Annotated in this window: 19 protein-coding genes; 6 read left to right on the top strand and 13 right to left on the bottom strand. The window is 58.9% G+C overall.

What is annotated here, in order from left to right; translation table 11 throughout:
* Positions 1-6: 6 nt before the first annotated feature.
* Entirely contained in the window at positions 7-432 is a 426-nt protein-coding gene (locus HF945_RS16430) for an SRPBCC family protein (protein WP_290523638.1), read from the top strand.
* A gap of 169 nt (positions 433-601) precedes the next feature.
* Here HF945_RS16430 and HF945_RS16425 read toward each other — a convergent pair whose 3' ends face one another.
* The 3 genes from HF945_RS16425 to HF945_RS16415 form a co-directional block, all read right to left on the bottom strand.
* The gene (locus HF945_RS16425; protein ID WP_290523637.1) at positions 602-964 is read right to left on the bottom strand and encodes an STAS/SEC14 domain-containing protein; all 363 of its coding nucleotides are present in this window, start codon (positions 962-964) and stop codon (positions 602-604) included.
* Between the two features lie 33 nt (positions 965-997).
* Complete coding sequence (locus HF945_RS16420; RefSeq protein WP_290523636.1) at positions 998-1,459, bottom strand: hypothetical protein; 462 nt, start codon at positions 1,457-1,459, stop codon at positions 998-1,000.
* 370 nt (positions 1,460-1,829) lie between these two features.
* Positions 1,830-2,276 carry a YtoQ family protein gene (locus tag HF945_RS16415; protein ID WP_290523635.1) on the bottom strand — a complete coding sequence of 149 codons (447 nt, stop codon included), beginning with the start codon at positions 2,274-2,276 and terminating at the stop codon, positions 1,830-1,832.
* Between the two features lie 158 nt (positions 2,277-2,434).
* Here HF945_RS16415 and HF945_RS16410 point away from each other — a divergent pair, with 158 nt between their 5' ends.
* On the top strand, positions 2,435-3,232 hold the full coding sequence (locus HF945_RS16410) for a DUF3298 and DUF4163 domain-containing protein (RefSeq protein WP_290523634.1): 798 nt from the start codon (positions 2,435-2,437) through the stop codon (positions 3,230-3,232).
* A 159-nt stretch (positions 3,233-3,391) separates the two neighbouring features.
* Here the strand turns inward: HF945_RS16410 and cobS are convergent, their stop codons facing one another.
* From cobS to HF945_RS16395, 3 genes are read right to left on the bottom strand one after another with little or no spacing between them, the layout of a single operon-like run.
* Positions 3,392-4,147 (bottom strand): adenosylcobinamide-GDP ribazoletransferase, encoded by a 756-nt coding sequence (gene cobS, locus HF945_RS16405; protein WP_290523633.1) that lies wholly within the window; start codon positions 4,145-4,147, stop codon positions 3,392-3,394.
* Positions 4,144-4,674 (bottom strand): M23 family metallopeptidase, encoded by a 531-nt coding sequence (locus HF945_RS16400; RefSeq protein ID WP_290523632.1) that lies wholly within the window; start codon positions 4,672-4,674, stop codon positions 4,144-4,146. Before HF945_RS16400 ends, cobS begins: the two co-directional genes overlap by 4 nt.
* Positions 4,653-5,537, bottom strand: a complete 885-nt coding sequence (locus tag HF945_RS16395; RefSeq protein WP_290523631.1) for a LysR family transcriptional regulator — start codon at positions 5,535-5,537, stop codon at positions 4,653-4,655. Before HF945_RS16395 ends, HF945_RS16400 begins: the two co-directional genes overlap by 22 nt.
* Positions 5,538-5,814: 277 nt before the next feature.
* Between HF945_RS16395 and HF945_RS16390 the strand changes: the two genes are divergently transcribed.
* The 3 genes from HF945_RS16390 to HF945_RS16380 all read left to right on the top strand — a co-directional run bounded on the left by HF945_RS16390 (position 5,815) and on the right by HF945_RS16380 (position 7,913).
* Positions 5,815-6,591, top strand: a complete 777-nt coding sequence (locus HF945_RS16390; RefSeq protein ID WP_290523630.1) for a ferredoxin--NADP reductase — start codon at positions 5,815-5,817, stop codon at positions 6,589-6,591.
* Positions 6,592-6,932: 341 nt separating this feature from the next.
* Positions 6,933-7,220: a DUF2218 domain-containing protein gene (locus tag HF945_RS16385; RefSeq protein WP_290523629.1), complete on the top strand. Its 288-nt coding sequence runs from the start codon at positions 6,933-6,935 to the stop codon at positions 7,218-7,220.
* A 126-nt stretch (positions 7,221-7,346) separates the two neighbouring features.
* Complete coding sequence (locus HF945_RS16380) at positions 7,347-7,913, top strand: protein tyrosine phosphatase family protein (RefSeq protein ID WP_290523628.1); 567 nt, start codon at positions 7,347-7,349, stop codon at positions 7,911-7,913.
* Between the two features lie 447 nt (positions 7,914-8,360).
* On the opposite strand, the gene HF945_RS16375 is transcribed toward HF945_RS16380, so the two are convergent.
* Together HF945_RS16375 and prlC are read right to left on the bottom strand one after the other, a co-directional pair.
* On the bottom strand, positions 8,361-8,555 hold the full coding sequence (locus HF945_RS16375) for a YheV family putative metal-binding protein (protein ID WP_290523627.1): 195 nt from the start codon (positions 8,553-8,555) through the stop codon (positions 8,361-8,363).
* Positions 8,556-8,635: 80 nt separating this feature from the next.
* Positions 8,636-10,672 (bottom strand): oligopeptidase A, encoded by a 2,037-nt coding sequence (gene prlC / locus HF945_RS16370; RefSeq protein ID WP_290523626.1) that lies wholly within the window; start codon positions 10,670-10,672, stop codon positions 8,636-8,638.
* Between the two features lie 301 nt (positions 10,673-10,973).
* Here prlC and HF945_RS16365 point away from each other — a divergent pair, with 301 nt between their 5' ends.
* A complete protein-coding gene (locus HF945_RS16365; RefSeq protein WP_290525437.1) occupies positions 10,974-11,516 on the top strand; it encodes a gamma carbonic anhydrase family protein in 543 nt (180 codons plus the stop codon).
* 491 nt (positions 11,517-12,007) lie between these two features.
* Here the strand turns inward: HF945_RS16365 and HF945_RS16360 are convergent, their stop codons facing one another.
* The 5 genes from HF945_RS16360 to HF945_RS16340 all read right to left on the bottom strand — a co-directional run bounded on the left by HF945_RS16360 (position 12,008) and on the right by HF945_RS16340 (position 15,955).
* A complete protein-coding gene (locus HF945_RS16360; protein ID WP_290523625.1) occupies positions 12,008-12,994 on the bottom strand; it encodes a lipid A deacylase LpxR family protein in 987 nt (328 codons plus the stop codon).
* 191 nt (positions 12,995-13,185) lie between these two features.
* On the bottom strand, positions 13,186-13,623 hold the full coding sequence (locus HF945_RS16355; RefSeq protein ID WP_290523624.1) for an ion channel: 438 nt from the start codon (positions 13,621-13,623) through the stop codon (positions 13,186-13,188).
* 14 nt (positions 13,624-13,637) lie between these two features.
* Positions 13,638-14,450, bottom strand: a complete 813-nt coding sequence (aroE, locus tag HF945_RS16350) for a shikimate dehydrogenase (protein ID WP_290523623.1) — start codon at positions 14,448-14,450, stop codon at positions 13,638-13,640.
* Positions 14,447-15,355 (bottom strand): oxygen-dependent coproporphyrinogen oxidase, encoded by a 909-nt coding sequence (gene hemF, locus HF945_RS16345; protein ID WP_290523622.1) that lies wholly within the window; start codon positions 15,353-15,355, stop codon positions 14,447-14,449. The genes aroE and hemF overlap by 4 nt, the downstream gene beginning before the upstream one ends.
* A gap of 51 nt (positions 15,356-15,406) precedes the next feature.
* Positions 15,407-15,955, bottom strand: coding sequence for an L-threonylcarbamoyladenylate synthase (locus tag HF945_RS16340; protein WP_290523621.1), 549 nt, complete (start codon positions 15,953-15,955; stop codon positions 15,407-15,409).
* Positions 15,956-15,978: the final 23 nt, after the last annotated feature.

The following is a 15,978-nucleotide window of genomic DNA, read 5'->3' as shown; positions in this document are numbered from 1 at the left end:
AACGCCGTGCCGGTTATTTATGTGGAACATCCATTCAAACAAAACGCGGACACCGTATGGCAGCGCATCCGGGATTTTTCCGATCTGAGCTGGTTGCCCGGCGTCGCCGGTTGCAGTGTGGAGGGCGAAGGGGTGGGTGCGGTGCGCACGGTCACCACCGCCGATGGCGGCCAAGTGGTAGAGGCGCTGACCGCCATGGATGAGCAGGCACGCACCTTCGGTTACCGCATCATCAGGGCCCCCGGCGTGCGTGAAGAGACCCATTACCAGGCGACGATGGAAGTGCAGCCCACCGACAGCGGCTGCACGGTGATCTGGCAGGCCCAGTTCAACGGCGGCAATGCGCCCGAGGCGAAAGTGGAAATGGCACGGCAAGGGGCAGAAAAGATGTACGCGCAGTGTCTTGAGAATCTGGCGCGGTTGCTGGGTTAATGGCAGTTGCGGGGTACGAGTTTCGAGTTTCGAAAGGCGAATACTCAAATCGGGATGATTTCCCACAACGTGGTAACGTCGAATTTGATCTTTGCAACTCGAAACTCGTGACTCGCTACACCCATCGTCAGGCTCGTTGGCTCTGCACGCTTACAAACGGAAAACCCTTTTATTCCTCACAGATCCAGGCTTTCGCCGCTTGTTCCTGGTCACGGTCAAACACCTTGACCTGAATATTGCTGAACAGGCGGGAAGCCAGGCGCGCCAAACGGTGAACCCAGTCCGCGTCGGACACCACCACCTTGCGATCCACATCATTCCAGTGGCGAATGCCGAATTTCAGGTCTTCCAGCAAGGTGTCCATGGCGACGCCACCGAACCGCTCCAGCTCCACATAAACACGCACCTTGCCATGGCTGTTCAGGGCCGCTTCCAGCTTTTCCACCATCTTGTCGAATTCTGGCCGGGTGATCTTCCCGGAAATCCGCGCGCCCACCACACGGCTATCATCGAAGGGTATCAATGTCAGCATGGGTTCCTCCCCGCCTGTCGGGTTGGTGGCCGCTCAGGATTCTGCGTCACCCACCAACGCTTGCCAGTTGGCCTTTGCGGCACCCCAGCTTTGCTGGAAACGCTCCTGCACGGCCTGCCAGTTATCCTCGCCGGCATCCTGCATGGACCGGTAATGTGCCTCCAGTTCCTTCTGCTCCTGTTTCAATGCAGACATGGCTTCCTGCTTCCCGAGTCTGGCATCCTGGGAAAGATCACGCCACTGGCTGTCCATTTCTGACTGCAACAGGGTCATCTGCTGTTCCAGATCATCCAGGGCATGGCGAGCAGCACGCATGGCCTCGTTCTTCTGCTCCACACTGAATTGACGGATATCGTCCAGCGTTGATTCCACCTGCACTTCCACCTTCTCGGGCTCAGGTGTCTTCACGTTGGGCATGCCTTCGGTACTGTCCGCCCAGGCCGCGGCAGTGGTGACCATCATCAGGGTGGCGGCGGCGAGTAACTTGTGTGTCATGGGGCATCTCCTTGGCCTTACTTGTCACTACACTGTGACAAGCAATCAAGGCAGATAGCTCCCGGGGAGGATGAAAAAATCTGTAAAGGCGTGCCCGGGCCACTGCTATCCCACAGTTTAACTTAGCGAAGTCCGAAACCGGCCAGGCTGGCAAGCCGGCGGGTTTCACTGTTTGGTGAACAGGATTTAACCGCCGTATTTTGACGCTCGCAATTCCTGTCTCGCGGGAGACTGCCTGCAGGCGAATGTTGGTGCGGCAAGGGCTATTCGCGCAATCAAGTTCCCACAAGAGAAAGCGCCTCCGCTTCCTCAGGACCTTCAGGAAACGGTGGGACAGCAGTGGCGCCCGGGCGGGCGCCGGCGTGCTGAATCAGGCTGTCAGAATATATTTCAGCATCTCGACCACCTGTTCGGGGGTACGTGCCACGGCATCGGCCGCTGCATCCACTTCCTTGAGCGGATGATCATGCTCTTCCTCATGGAGGATGATCATGGGCGTGCCCAGGGCAGCGGTGTAGCCCGCATCAAACGCCGCATTCCACTGCTTGTACTGGGGACCAAAACGGACCACGACCAGGTCGGCTTCGTCGATCAGTTTGCGGGTACGGATACCATTGATCCCCGCGCCCAGACGGTCTTCCCAGAAGCGTTTTTCTTCTGCACCCAGGATATTGACGCCCACCTTGTCGCTGGCTTCATGGTCGGTGACCGGGCTGGTGAATTCGATATCCAGCTCCAGTTCGGCACACCCCTGAATGATTCGCTCGCGCCAATCGGTGTGGATCTCACCGGACAGATATACAGTCCAAAAACTCATCGCTCTCTCCCAATTGCAGTTATTCAGGGGCCCCTGGCCCTTGCTGGCGGTGGCAGGATAGAGGCTGCCGCTGCGGGTTGCAAAAGGCAACTTGCACCCGTGATACGGCTGACTTTTAATGCCTGCACCATTGTTCGATATTGAGGGAAGGCGACGTCATGCGTATGACACTGGCGCTTCTGCTCGGCCTGTTGCTGCTGAGTGGTTGTGACAACACAAACGATAACGAACAACCGCAACCGGAAACGTCCGCCCACAGCACGTCGGAACGCCCCCTGCCCACACTGACCCGGATCCGCTTTGAACTGAAGAAGACCGCGCCCCAGTGCGACGGGGAGCACTGCCCCCGGGTGCAAGTGAACTGGCTCAACTATGAGGAGCAACCGGTCCTCAACAAGGCCATCGAGAACCGCCTGGCATCCATGTTGGTAAGACTGCAAGGGGACGCCACCCACGATGGCAGTATCGAAGGGCTGGCCGATGCGTTTCTGGCTGATGCCTCGGACATGGCCATGTCCCCCGAACAGGGCTGGGAACTGAACGCCACCGTCAAACAGCAACGCAATGCCAATGGCTTGCTGACCCTGAGCATGGAAAGTTACGAATACACCGGCGGCGCCCATGGCCAACCCAATGTGGGCTATTACCACTGGGACCTGAAGCAACAGCAATGGCTGGCGCTGGAAGACCTGCTGGTGCCGGGCCAACAGGCCGCGTTCTGGTCACTGGCAGAACAGGCGCATACTCAGTGGCTGGATAGCCAGGCACTGGACGAGACCTTTCGGGAAAGCTGGCCCTTCGAAAAAACCGACGACGCCTTCTTCAATGACCAGGGCATGGTGCTGCAGTACAACGTCTACCACATTGCCCCCTACGCCATGGGGCAGCCGACGCTGGTGCTGCCGTATGACAAACTGGAGGGGATTGTGCGGGAGACATATTTGCCAGCGGGCTGAGAACTGCAAGTTCCAAGTGACAAGTTGCAAGGCGCGGATAAACGCCTTGCCGGGTTTACCTCTTTGCCCGCGCACTATTGTCTGTGTGCAAAACACCACCATCAAACAAGCATACAGGCCTATCCTGCGTTGTAACTTGTCACTTGAAACTTGCGCCCCTCACACCGCCAGCAACAACAGGAACACCAGCTCCGACAGAACCACACTGGCTCCCAAGGTATCGCCGGTGTAGCCACCCAGACTTTTCTTCAGCATAGTGCCCCAGACCAGGGCCACCAGCGCGATCGATATCAGCGCCGCCAACGCTACCTGGAAAGCGAGGGCGAGGACCGCGACGCCCACCGCCGCCACCATCAGCCGCTGACGGCTAAACCCTTCTGCCACCGGCTTGCTCTTGCTGGTGTCCGGGTCCGTCACATAGGGCAACCAGCGCATCAGACAGAGTGGCGTGAGGCGGCTCACTGCCGGTGCCAGCAACAGCCCCAACCACACCGGCGATACCGTGGTCAGCAACGCCACCTTCAACAGCAACACCATCACCAATGCGGCCGTGCCGTAGGTGCCTATGCGGCTGTCCTTCATGATTTCCAGACGCCGTGCCACGGTATAGCCACCGCCCAACCCATCCGCGCTGTCGGCCAGGCCATCCTCATGAAAAGCGCCGGTAATCCAGAGGTGAAAACCCACCACCAGCAATACTGCGATCAGCGGTGTCCACCACAGCTCCAGCAGACTGTAGAGCCCGACGTACAGCCCCCCCAGCAACAAACCCACCAGCGGAAAATAGACACTGCTCTGGTTCATCAGCCGTTGTGAATAATCCACCTTCACCAGCATCGGGATGCGGCTAACAAACCCCACCGCCAACCAGAAAGCCTGCCACTCCCGGCGCAGCGTTACGGTTTCCTCTCTCACTGGTCAGCACCACCAAAATGGGCCAGCGGATCCAGATAGAACATTTTCTTCCAGCCTTGCGGAGCCCCGTCCGCTTTCCAGATCAACGGCAGCAAGCTGACCAGGGAATAATGAAGATGGGGAGGCTTGCCGGCCGCATTGCCGGTATCCCCCACTGCCCCCAGCTGTTCACCGGCGTCGAGCCACAGGCTGTTTCCTACGGTCTGATCCAGATGCGCGTAATAATGCAGTCGCCACTTTGGCCCCAGCATCAGGACCACCTTCCCTCCGCGGGCCAACTCACCACGGAACAGCACTATCCCCGCGCTGCTGGCCACCACCGGCGTGCCCTTGATTGCAAAGATATCCACTCCCTTGTGCACCCCGGAGCGTCCCCAGGGGTGAGACCAGAAGGTATCCGGGTGCCAGTCTCCCTTGCTGGCCCCCACCACCGGCATCCTTCCCGATTCCGGCAAAAACAGGCCTGCCACCAGCAGGGCTGCCACCAACAACAACGAACGACGTACTACAGTGCGGACGCGCGACATAACTCCAGCCACCTCTCAATCCCCGGGCTGCGATACTTCTGACGATGCAGCACAAAATAAAAGTCCCGACTGAAATCCCGCTGGGGTACCGGCAACTCCACCAGCGACCCCCTTCGGAAGGCCTCACGCAGACACACCCGCGACAGACAACTGATGCCCAGCCCCGCCTCCACTGCCCGCTTGATGGCCTCGGTGTGCTCCAGTTCCAGGGCCAGATTCAGCTCCGGCACCAGCCCATGCAGGGCACGTTCGAACGTCTGCCGGGTACCAGAGCCGGACTCCCGCACAATCCAGGGCGCCTCACGCAGATCATCATCAGTGAGTGCTGACTTACCCGCCAGCCCATGCTCCGGGCTGCAGAACACCACCAGCTCATCTTCCCGCCAGGGCAGCAACTCCAGGTCCGGGTGATTCAATTCGCCCTCAATCAGACCCAGATCCAGCTCGAACCCCAGCACCCGATCCACAATGGAACGGGTATTGGCCACTTCCAGGTGCACCCGCGCACCGGGCTGCTGGGCCATGTAGTCCGCCATGATCGCCACCGCCAGATAGTTGCCGATGGTGAGGGTGGCGCCCACATTCAGCTGACCCAGATCCTTGTGAGTCTGCAAATCGGCTTCCAGCTCCCGAGCCTGGGCCAGAAGGGCCTCTGCCCGGGGCCAGAACTGACGGCCCAGCTCATTGAGTTTGAGGCGCTTGCCGGCCCGCTCGAAGAACTTCACATCGTAAAGCCCCTCCAGTTCCTTCAGGGCCCCGGACGCCGCCGACTGGCTCATGCTCAGGCTTTCCGCCGCCTTGCTGATATTTTCGTGGTGCGCCGTGGCCAGGAAGACCTGAAGCTGGCGCAGAGTGAATTTCATGCTCCCTCCGGGAGCGGCATCACGCTTCACGCAACACGCAACAACGCGATAACCGCTTGATTATTCAGTAAACCCTGACGCCGCGCACCCACCTTTCAGCGCGAAGCCCCTCCTCTCTGCCGCTATCAAGGTCGCTCCGCGTTGTTGCGTGCAGCGTGATGCGTGCCGCTATATCGGTAATGCCGATATAATAAATCGTAATTACCCATTTTACCGATAACAAGGCTTCGATTAAATTTCCACCAACTGGAATTTTGGAATAAGCGCTGATTTAACTATGTCTAATCTGAATACCGAAACCGTCACGAGCGTTCGCCACTGGAACGACACCCTGTTCAGCTTTACCACCAGCCGGGACCCGGGTTTCCGTTTCAAGAATGGCCATTTCACCATGATTGGTCTGGAGCAGGATGGCGGCCGGCCGCTGCTGCGGGCCTACTCCATTGCCAGCGCCAACTATGAGGAAGAACTGGAGTTCTTCAGCATCAAGGTGCCGGACGGCCCGCTTACCTCCCAGCTGCAGAAGATCCAGCCGGGTGACAAGATCTATGTGAGCCGCAAGCCCACCGGCACCCTAGTGGCCGACCACCTGCTGCCGGGCAAAAACCTGTGGCTGCTCTCCACCGGCACTGGCCTGGCGCCGTTCATGAGCATCATCAAGGATCCGGAAGTGTACGACCAGTACGACCACGTGATCCTGACCCATGGGGTACGCCATGTGTCGGAACTGGCTTATCAGGACACCATCGAGAATGAGCTGCCCAACAATGAATTCTTTGGTGAATTCGTGAAAGGAAAGTTGCTCTATTACCCGACAGTGACCCGCGAGCCGTTCCGCAACCAGGGCCGACTCACCGACCTGATGACCAGCGGCAAGATCTTCGAGGACCTGGGCCTGCACAAGCCCAGCCTGGAAAACGACCGCTTCATGCTGTGCGGTAGCCCGGCCATGCTCAAGGACACCACCGAGATCCTCGACAACTGGGGTTTCAAGGAAACCCGCGGCGGGGTGCTGGGTGAGTATGTGATCGAACGAGCGTTTGTGGAGAAGTAGACGCAACATGCTGCACGCTTCATGCAACACGCTTTGCAGACAAGGGCCGCTTTTGCGGCCCTTTTTATGCCGCTCCGCGGCCGCATCACGCAAACCCGGAAAACCACACTGTGGGAGCTTGTTTGCAAGCGAAGCGGTTTTGGTCGAGCCCGGGAAAGCCCCCACCTCACAATGGCAACAATCCAGCGACCATTTCATGCGTTTTTATGTCAGCACAGTGACGCCCGGAGAGACCGATCCATAAAACTGATGGTTTGCTGCCACTGACTGCGCTCGTTTCTCTGCTGCCGGGCACAGACAATATGCCCAGTTAAACAGCAACCCCTGCAGGAGCAGACATCATGTTCACCTCTTCAGCCAGCATCACCACCGAACATGGCCAACGCCTGATTACCCGCCTGGGACGCCACTGGGGCCACAAGTTTGCCGTAGACCTGGAAGACAACCACCTCACCGTCCCGTTTGACGCTGACACCCTCGCCACCATGGCGGTGCAGCCCCACGCCCTCGCTGTCCAGATTCACACGCCGGATGCATCCCGACTGGAGCCGCTTCAAAAAGTGGTGGCGGACCATCTGCAGCGTTTTGCCAAAGAGCAGACACTGTCGTTCCACTGGCAGCAGGGTTGAGCCCATCACTGGTCTGAAATGTCAGACCGTGGTGCTTTCGGTATACCCCATGCCAACTCAGCCATTGAACCCCACGGCCTCCGGGACAACACTAGGTCTCCCCCGGTTACGGCAGAGACCCGACCCATGGCACGCCCCGGAAAACTGAAAACCCTTATCCAGCTTTTTGACCTGCGCTACCTGAATGGCTGGAACAGTATTCGCAGCAGCATGGGCTTTACCCGCAGCCTGTTCATGCCCAGGCGCGCTGCAGACAACTTGGACCAGATCTTCAATTTCCAGCTGCTCACCCCTACCCTGGCCTGCTCCGGCCAGCCCACCGAAGAGCAGTTCAAGCGCATTGCCAAGGCCGGATTCTGCACCGTGATCAACCTGGCGCCTCACGGCGCCGAAAACGCCCTGGAGGATGAGGCGCTGGTGCTCAAGGAACTGGGGCTGCATTACATGCACATCCCGGTGGACTTCAAGCAGCCCACGGACTGGGACTACAAACGCTTCTGCCACTCCATGAAAGAGGCCGGCAACACCCCGGTATGGGTTCACTGTGCGGCCAACATGCGGGTATCCGCGTTCGTGTACCGCTACCGCGTGGAAAAGCTGGGCGTGGACGAAGACATCGCCCGCCGGGACATGGAAAAGATCTGGACACCGTTTGGGGTGTGGAAGGATTTTGTTGAGGGGAAGGCGGCTTAGGTACGAGAGCCCTTTCCGTAGGAGAGCCATCTTGTTGGCCGAAGGGACCCCATTCTTTAAGTCCTGTCTAGCCTAAAACGCCTGACAGATCTGCTTTCGATTTCGTTCTTCGCAAGGTTCGTCGACAGATCGAAAAGCGTTTCTGGAACCCTTACCTCGCTTAGGCTCGGATCGCGGTCGAACGACCGTTATTCGCTACGTTCCTACAGGTTCTAACAAAGACCTGTGCCAGCAGCATCTCAGTTCCTCGCTGTCGCTCGGTTCGCACCTCAAGCGGTGCTCCTACAGCGGCTTCGTAGAAAGGCCGAAGCGCCGGGAACTTTTCGGGTTTTTCTTATCCAAGCGCTAGCTTGTAGCTTGTAGCTTGTAGCTTGTAGCTTGTAGCTTGTAGCTTGTAGCTTGTAGCTTGTAGCTTGTAGCTTGTAGCTTGTAGCTTGTAGCTATTATCTATTTCTTCGGCGGTTGCAGGCTGACCGGCTGGGCCAGGGCGTCGGTGGTTTCTGGTGGCTTTTCGTCGAGATCCTTTGTGGCTCCGCAACTGACACATTGCATCCACTGACGATCACCGTCGATGATGCGCTGGATCTTGTCCATCTGCCCGCACTCCGGACAAGTGGCCCCGGCAATAAACTGACGTTTCATGAGTACTCCATGCCTGACGCTGGACGCCCGATGCCTGACGCGGTTTGGCGTCGGGCATCAGGCATCATGCGTCCAGCGTTTTAGCCGTTGATTCCCGAATGGCGCAGCAGCGGTTCCACGCTGGGTTCGCGGCCGCGGAAGGCCTTGAACAGGTCCATGGGTTCGCGGCTGCCGCCCATGGCGAGGATGGCGCTGCGGAATTCACGGCCGGTGGACTCGTTGAACTCGCCTTCTTCCTCGAAGCGGGAGAACGCATCGGAGGACAGCACCTCCGCCCACTTGTAGCTGTAGTAACCCGCCGCATACCCGCCAGCGAAGATATGACCAAAGCTGTTGGGGAAACGATTGAACGCCGGCGGCTGAATCACCGACACCTGCTCACGCACTTCATCCAGCACCGCCTGAATGCTCAGGCCATCCTGGTACTCGGCATGAATACGCATGTCGAACAGGGAGAATTCGATCTGCCGAACCATCTGCATGGCGCTCTGGAAATTCTTCGCTGCCAGCATTTTTTCCAGCTTGTCTTTCGGCAAGGGTTCACCGGTTTCGTAATGGCCGGAAATCAGCGCGATACCTTCTTCGGTCCAGCACCAGTTTTCCAGGAACTGGCTGGGCAGCTCTACGGCATCCCAGGCCACACCGTTGATACCGGAAATGCCGGGCACATCCTGCTCGGTGAGCATGTGATGCAGGCCATGACCAAACTCGTGGAACAGGGTAACCACTTCATCGTGGGTGAGCAGGCCGGGCTTGCCGCCGGCCGGCGGGGCGAAGTTGCAGGTCAGGTAGGCCACCGGTGTCTGCAGGCTGCCATCGGCGCGACGACGGCGAATGCGGGCGTCGTCCATCCAGGCGCCACCACGCTTGCCGGTGCGGGCATACATGTCCAGGTAGAAGGCAGCACGCACGGAACCGTCATCGTCCACCAGTTCGTAAAAGCGAACGTCGTCGTGCCAGACATCCACGTCGTCCCGCTTCTCGAACTTGATGCCGAACAGCTTGCCGACAATGCCGAACATGCCGTTGATCACCGTGTCCGCCGGGAACCAGGGGCGCAGTTCTTCCTCGGAGATGCTGTAGCGCTCTTCGCGCAGACGCTCGCTCCAGAAACCAATGTCCCAGGGCTGCAGATCCCCGGCACCCTGTTCGGCCGCAAAGGCCTTGAGTGCCGCCAGCTCTTCCTCCGCCTGGGGCTTGGCACGTTTGGCGAGATCTTCCAGAAAGACCATCACTTCCTGAACATCACGGGCCATTTTGGTGGCCAGGGATTTCTCGCCGTAATTTTCAAAGCCCAGCAAGGCTGACTGTTGGTGCCGGATGGCGAGGATTTCGTTCATGATCTCGGCGTTATCGAATTCGCCGGCATTCGGGCCCTGATCGGACGCCTTGGTGGTCCAGGCCGTGTACATCTCCTTGCGCAGCTCGGCGTTCTTGCAGTGGCTCATCACGGCGATAAACACCGGCGCATCCAGGGTCAGCACCCAGCCATCCTTGCCATCGGCTTTTGCCCGATCAGCCGCACCGGCCTTGGCACTGTCCGGCAGGCCATCCAGCTCCGCTTCATCGGTGATGTGCTTGGTCCAGGCCTGGGTGGCATCCAGCACGTTATCGGAAAATTTGCTGGTGAGTTCAGACAGGCGCTTGGAATTGGCCATGTACTCTGCCTTCTTGTCGTCCGGCAGGTCGACACCGGAGAGACGGAAATCACGCAGGGTGTTTTCCAGATCTTTCTGCTGGGCTTCGCTGAGCGTGTCCCACTCGGCACTGTCGCGCACCGCCTGAAAGGCCGCGCACAGGGCCGCATTCTGGCCCACTTCGGTGCCGTACTCGCTGAGCAGTGGCAGGCAGCTGTTATAGGCGTTACGCAATTCCTCGTTCTGGGCCACCGCATTCAGGTGCCCGGCCGGGCCGAAGGCCTTGCCCAAGCGATCGTCTTCTTCGTCCAGGGCTTGCACCAGGTGAGCATAATCAAACTTGCCAGCCGCTAGCACCTGCTCGATACGGGCACGGCCGTCGGCCACCAGCTGCTCCACGGCGGGCAGGACATGTTCGGGTTTGATCGCCGAAAACGGCGGCAGATCGGGGTAATCAATCAGCGGATTGTCGTTGCTCATTCGGTATCGGTCCTGTTCTGGTACGGCGTCGTAATCAGTTGAAAGTTCAAAGTTTAAAGTTGAAACGCGAACCAGATCAGTGGGGTTTGCCATGCCCTGCCCGCGCTCCCCGGTAACGGCGCGGGCAGCAAGGGGTAAAACACGAAAGACCATCTCGCGCCTTTTCAACTTTAAACTTTGAACTTTAAACTCATCTCCACCTGAAGACTGGCACCCGACGGCGCCTTTGCCTCAGTATAATGGCCAGAGAGTGCACCAGGCCCTGCCTGGGCATGAAATTCATCTATCGAGTGTATCAGTGATGGGGATTCGCCGCTTTGAAGACAAGGCCCCGCAGTTGGGGGAACGGGTATTTGTGGACCGGGATGCCACCGTGCTGGGTGAGGTCACCCTGGGCGATGACTGCTCAGTGTGGCCCAAGGCAGTGATCCGCGGTGACATGCACTCCATCCGTATCGGTGCCCGGGTCAGCATCCAGGACAATGCGGTGCTGCATATCACCCATGACTCTACCTTCAACCCGGGCGGCTATGGTCTGGAGATTGGCGACGACGTGACCATTGCCCATCAGGCCATGCTCCATGGCTGCACCCTGGGCAGCCGGGTGATGGTGGGCATGCAGGCCATCATCATGGATGGCGCCGTAGTGGAAGACGAGGTGATCGTGGCCGCGGGCTCTCTGGTGGGCCCGGGAAAACGACTGGAAAGCGGTTACCTGTACCGGGGCCAGCCGGCACGGCAGGCACGCCCGCTCACCGATGAGGAACGGCAGTTTCTCACCTATGTGGCAGGAAACTATGTGCGGTTGAAGGATCGCTATATGGCGGATGGGGGGCACACCTAACGCCCTCTCTGCACTTACCGGGGAGCTGTGGCGGGATCTCGGAGTGCAACGGAGATAACAGCCCCAGACTGGAACGAAGGGGGATGGTTATTTGTAGGAACCCAGCTCGCCTGGGCGAATCGAGCGTAGCGAGGCTGCCCCCGGGCAGATCATTCTTCAAGGACCTGTCGAGCCCCGAAAGGCCTGATCGCCCTGCGGCCGATTCCGTCTGCGCACGGTTCCCGATCGCTCCTGGAGGGCATAGCAAACGCCGCGCCTACAGTTTCAGTCAGGTTTCTGGAATCCTTACCTCGCTTAGGCTCGGATCGCGAGCAGGCTCGCTCCTACGGGTTCTAACAAGGACATGTGCCAGCTGCATCTCAGTTCCTCGCTGTCGCTCGGTTCGTCCCCTGGAAGGGAACTCCTACAGCGGCTTCGTAGAAAAGCTGAAAAACCCGGGAACTTTTCGAGGTTTCTCTATCAATCGAGCGTAGCTCGTAGCTCGTAGCGATTTATATTTTCCACATGAACGACATGTTGCCGAAGCTCAGCAGGTCGTCGCTGTTGCGTAGCGGAGACTGGGAGCCCTGCAGGGTGAGGGTGAAAGAGAAGTTATCCAGGTGCACGCCGCTGCCCACCACTACACCCAGGGTGCCGTCACGGGTTTCCAGGTTGTAGCGATCGGTTTTCTCTTCCAGGTAAAAGTAGCCGATGTATTCCGCCGACGCGCCAAGGAAGATTTCCCAGCCCGTGCCATCGTGATCAAACAGGCCCACCTGGGAACTGGAGGAACCCACCCCGGCATAATCCGGCGTGAAGTTGCCTGGCAGGTTTCTGCCGAAACGCACGAAGCTGCTGATCCCGGCGGTACCCAGGAAATTATTCGCGTCCAGCATCGCGCTGTAGCCCATGTCCGTTTGCAACCCATTGCTGTGATCGAGCCGGAAAATCCGGTCCGCAAACACCGCAATCAAACCGCCAATCACATCCGGCCCCAGCTGGTTATCCCAGCCTTTCGGCGCTTCGGAACCGGTGATTTTGTGAATCACTTTCTGGCTCTGTTCGGCACCGGAGTCCGGACCGGTAACACCCAGGCGCACGCCGTACCCCACCAGATATTCTTCACTCCAGCTGAACATGCCCAGCTCGATATTGCTGTAGCCCACATAGGGCACATCATCATAATCCGGTGTCGTGCGGGTAATGTCCGAAGGCGTGACCATGGTCTGTTCCAGCCCCACCGCCAGGGCATGATTCTGCCCTTCCAGCCGTACGCCCGGCAGTGGATTGATCACACGGGCCAGGCCGCAGGTCAGGCCGTGATCGCTTTGCCCATCACATTCATCATGGGCATTACCCACCCAACTGAAGCGAACGCCATTGGTGTAACCACCATCCTCACCAACGAACAGATCATTGTCCCAGGCAAAACCCAGGGTGGAGGCGGAGGCAAAAGAGCTGGTACCGGCAAGCAATAAGAGAACAACAACAGCACGCATTGGATAATCCTGTAAAAAAATCGGTTGCCCCCTAAAAGCAGTTGAAAGTTCAAAGTTTAAAGTTGAAACGCGAATCAGCCAGGAGGGGTTTTCCATGCCCTGCCCGCGCTCCCTGGTAATGGCGCGGGCACGAATCAGAAAATACGAATACCTATCTCGCGCCTTTTCAACTTTAAACTTTGAACTTTCAACTAAAACCGCCAGCGACGCTGCATCACCAGGAAGGCAAACGACGCAGACCAGGTAATCAATATCAGTCCATTGAGTGCTTCTACCCCGGCAATCAATCGCAGGGTGCCCATGGGGAAAAGGTCGCCCAGTCCCAATGAGGTGTAACAAGCTGCAGAAAAATAAAGATGATCAAGGAAGCTGCCATCCACGGCGCCACCAATGTTCATGGCGGTATCACTGTTGTCCAGCAACAGGTACACCCAGCCATAAAGGGTAATCTCGATCATGTGGGCGGCAAACATGGCGATGACAACCAACAGGATTTCGCCCCGCACACGCTGCTTGTAACGCTTGAGAAATTCCGACAGGCCGTAGAGGGTCCAGTAGTGCAGCGTCACGGTGACCAGCACCATGCCCAGACTCACCAGTGAGGCATAAACGACCTCATACAGGACCATTTCGTTTTCCACCGCTACCTCAGCATGGCCATGACCGGAGCCGTATCCGGTCGCCAGCCGCGCCAGATTTCAAAGGCTTCCGCCGCCTGCTCCACCAGCATACCCAGACCATCCGACACCGCATGGGCACCCTGTTCCCCGGCCCAGCGCATGAAGGGCGTGGGCTCCTTGCCATAGACCATGTCATAGGCCACGGCACCGTCCGCCAGCAGGCCATCCGGCAGCGTCGGCATCTCGCCATGCAAACCGGCAGAGATGGCATTGATCACCACATCGAATTGGCCCGCCAGGCCCTCAAGCCCACTGCCCAGTACCGGCGAATTGCTGCCATCCATGAAGCGGCGCGCAAGAATTTCGGCTTTTTCCGCGGTGCGGTTGGCCACCCGCACCAGGGTCGGTTTTTCCGCCAGCAGCGGCCCCATGACACCACGCACAGCGCCACCGGCGCCCAGCACCAACACCCGTTTGCCCTGAATCTGCCAGCCAAGGTTGTCGCGAATGTCAGTGACCATACCGGCCCCGTCGGTATTGTCTCCGTTGAGCTGATCGCCTTCCCACCACAGGGTATTCACAGCCCCCGCCTGATTGGCCCGCTCGGTGACCGCGCTGCAAAGGGCAAACGCCTGCTCCTTGAAGGGCACGGTCACATTGGCACCCAGTCCCCCATCAGCGTGAAACGCCTGCAGGGCACCGGCGAAATCGTCCAGCGGCGCCTCGCGCTTTTCATACTGGACTTCATCGCCTTTCTGTTTGGCAAAGGCGTGATGGATATCCGGCGAGCGGGAATGCGCTACCGGGTTGCCGAACACACAATACAAGGCACTCATACCCACTCCCGCTTGATCAGGAACTTGTCATACAACTCGCTCTCGGGGCTACCCGGCTCCGGCTGCCAGTCATAATCCCAGCGCACCAGGGGCGGCAGGGACATGAGGATGGATTCGGTACGCCCACCGGATTGCAGGCCAAAAATGGTGCCGCGGTCGTAAACCAGATTGAACTCCACGTAACGGCCACGGCGATAGAGCTGGAAATTGCGCTCGCGCTCACCGTAGTCGTGATCCTTGCGGCGGGCGATAATGGGCCGATAGGCCTCGATGTAGGCATCACCGATACTGCGCATCAGCGCAAAGCTGGTATCAAAGTCAAAGCGGTTGAGATCATCGAAGAACAGCCCGCCGACCCCACGGGGTTCATCGCGATGCTTGAGGTGGAAGTAGTCATCGCACCAGTTCTTGAACTCGGGATAGATGTCATCACCGAAGGGATCACAGGCCGCCTTGGCGGTGCGGTGCCAGCTCACCACATCCTCTTCAAAACCGTAGTAGGGGGTCAGGTCAAAGCCTCCGCCGAACCACCACACCGGGTCTTCGCCTTCTTTTTCTGCCACGAAGAAACGCACATTGGCATGGCTGGTGGGCACATAGGGATTCTTCGGGTGAATCACCAGGGACACGCCCATGGCCTGAAAACTGCGTCCGGCCAGTTCAGGGCGGGCGGCGGTGGCCGACGGCGGCAGCTGGGCACCAAACACATGGGAGAAGTTCACCCCGCCCTTTTCGATCACGGCACCGTTTTCCAGCACCCGGCTGCGCCCACCGCCACCCTGTTCACGCTCCCAGCTGTCTTCGCGGAAGTCGGCACTGCCATCTTCTGCGGCCAGTTGTTCACAGATACGATCCTGCAGGCCCAGCAGGTAGTCTTTTACCGCCTGCAGTGAAACGTCTGACATGGTTCTCTCCCCGGGGAATGCGTGTTGCCGCGTTCTATTGGCGGCGTCTTTTCAGGCGCGCACGGTGCGCCCGCTTTCCAGATCGATAATGGTAGAGGGTTTGCTGGCCCGGTCACAGGCTCCGGTCACGATAAAATCGAGCTGCTCACCCAGCTGACGGGCGACCTGAAAGGTGTTTCGGGCCGAAGGGCGGCCGGACAGGTTGGCACTGGTGGAAATGATCGGATGGCCTACCCGGCGGCAGAGCTCCCGGGCCAGTGGGTGGTCCGGCACCCGGATAGCCACCTTGGGATGGCTACCGCGCACCCAGGCGGGGACCGCCCCGGTGACCGGCACCAGCCAGGTCAGCGGCGCCGGCCAGCCTGCGGCCAGCTGTTGCTGCTGGGCCTGGGTCAGCTGCACATAGGGCAGCAGCTGTTCAAGATCGGCCCCGATCAGGATCAGCCCCTTCTCCACCGGGCGCTGTTTGATGGCCAGCAGACGCATGACCGCCTGCTGATTGAACGGATCACACCCCAGCCCGTAAACGGACTCGGTGGGATAGGCCACCACACCGCCGGCCTGAATAATCTCTGCTGCAGATTGAAGATGCTGTTTCATGAAGGCTGCCCGGCCACAAAAAC

The sequence above is a fragment of the Alcanivorax sp. genome (assembly GCF_017794965.1).
Taxonomy (GTDB): domain Bacteria; phylum Pseudomonadota; class Gammaproteobacteria; order Pseudomonadales; family Alcanivoracaceae; genus Alcanivorax.
This window is presented reverse-complemented; position numbering and strand designations above follow the sequence as displayed.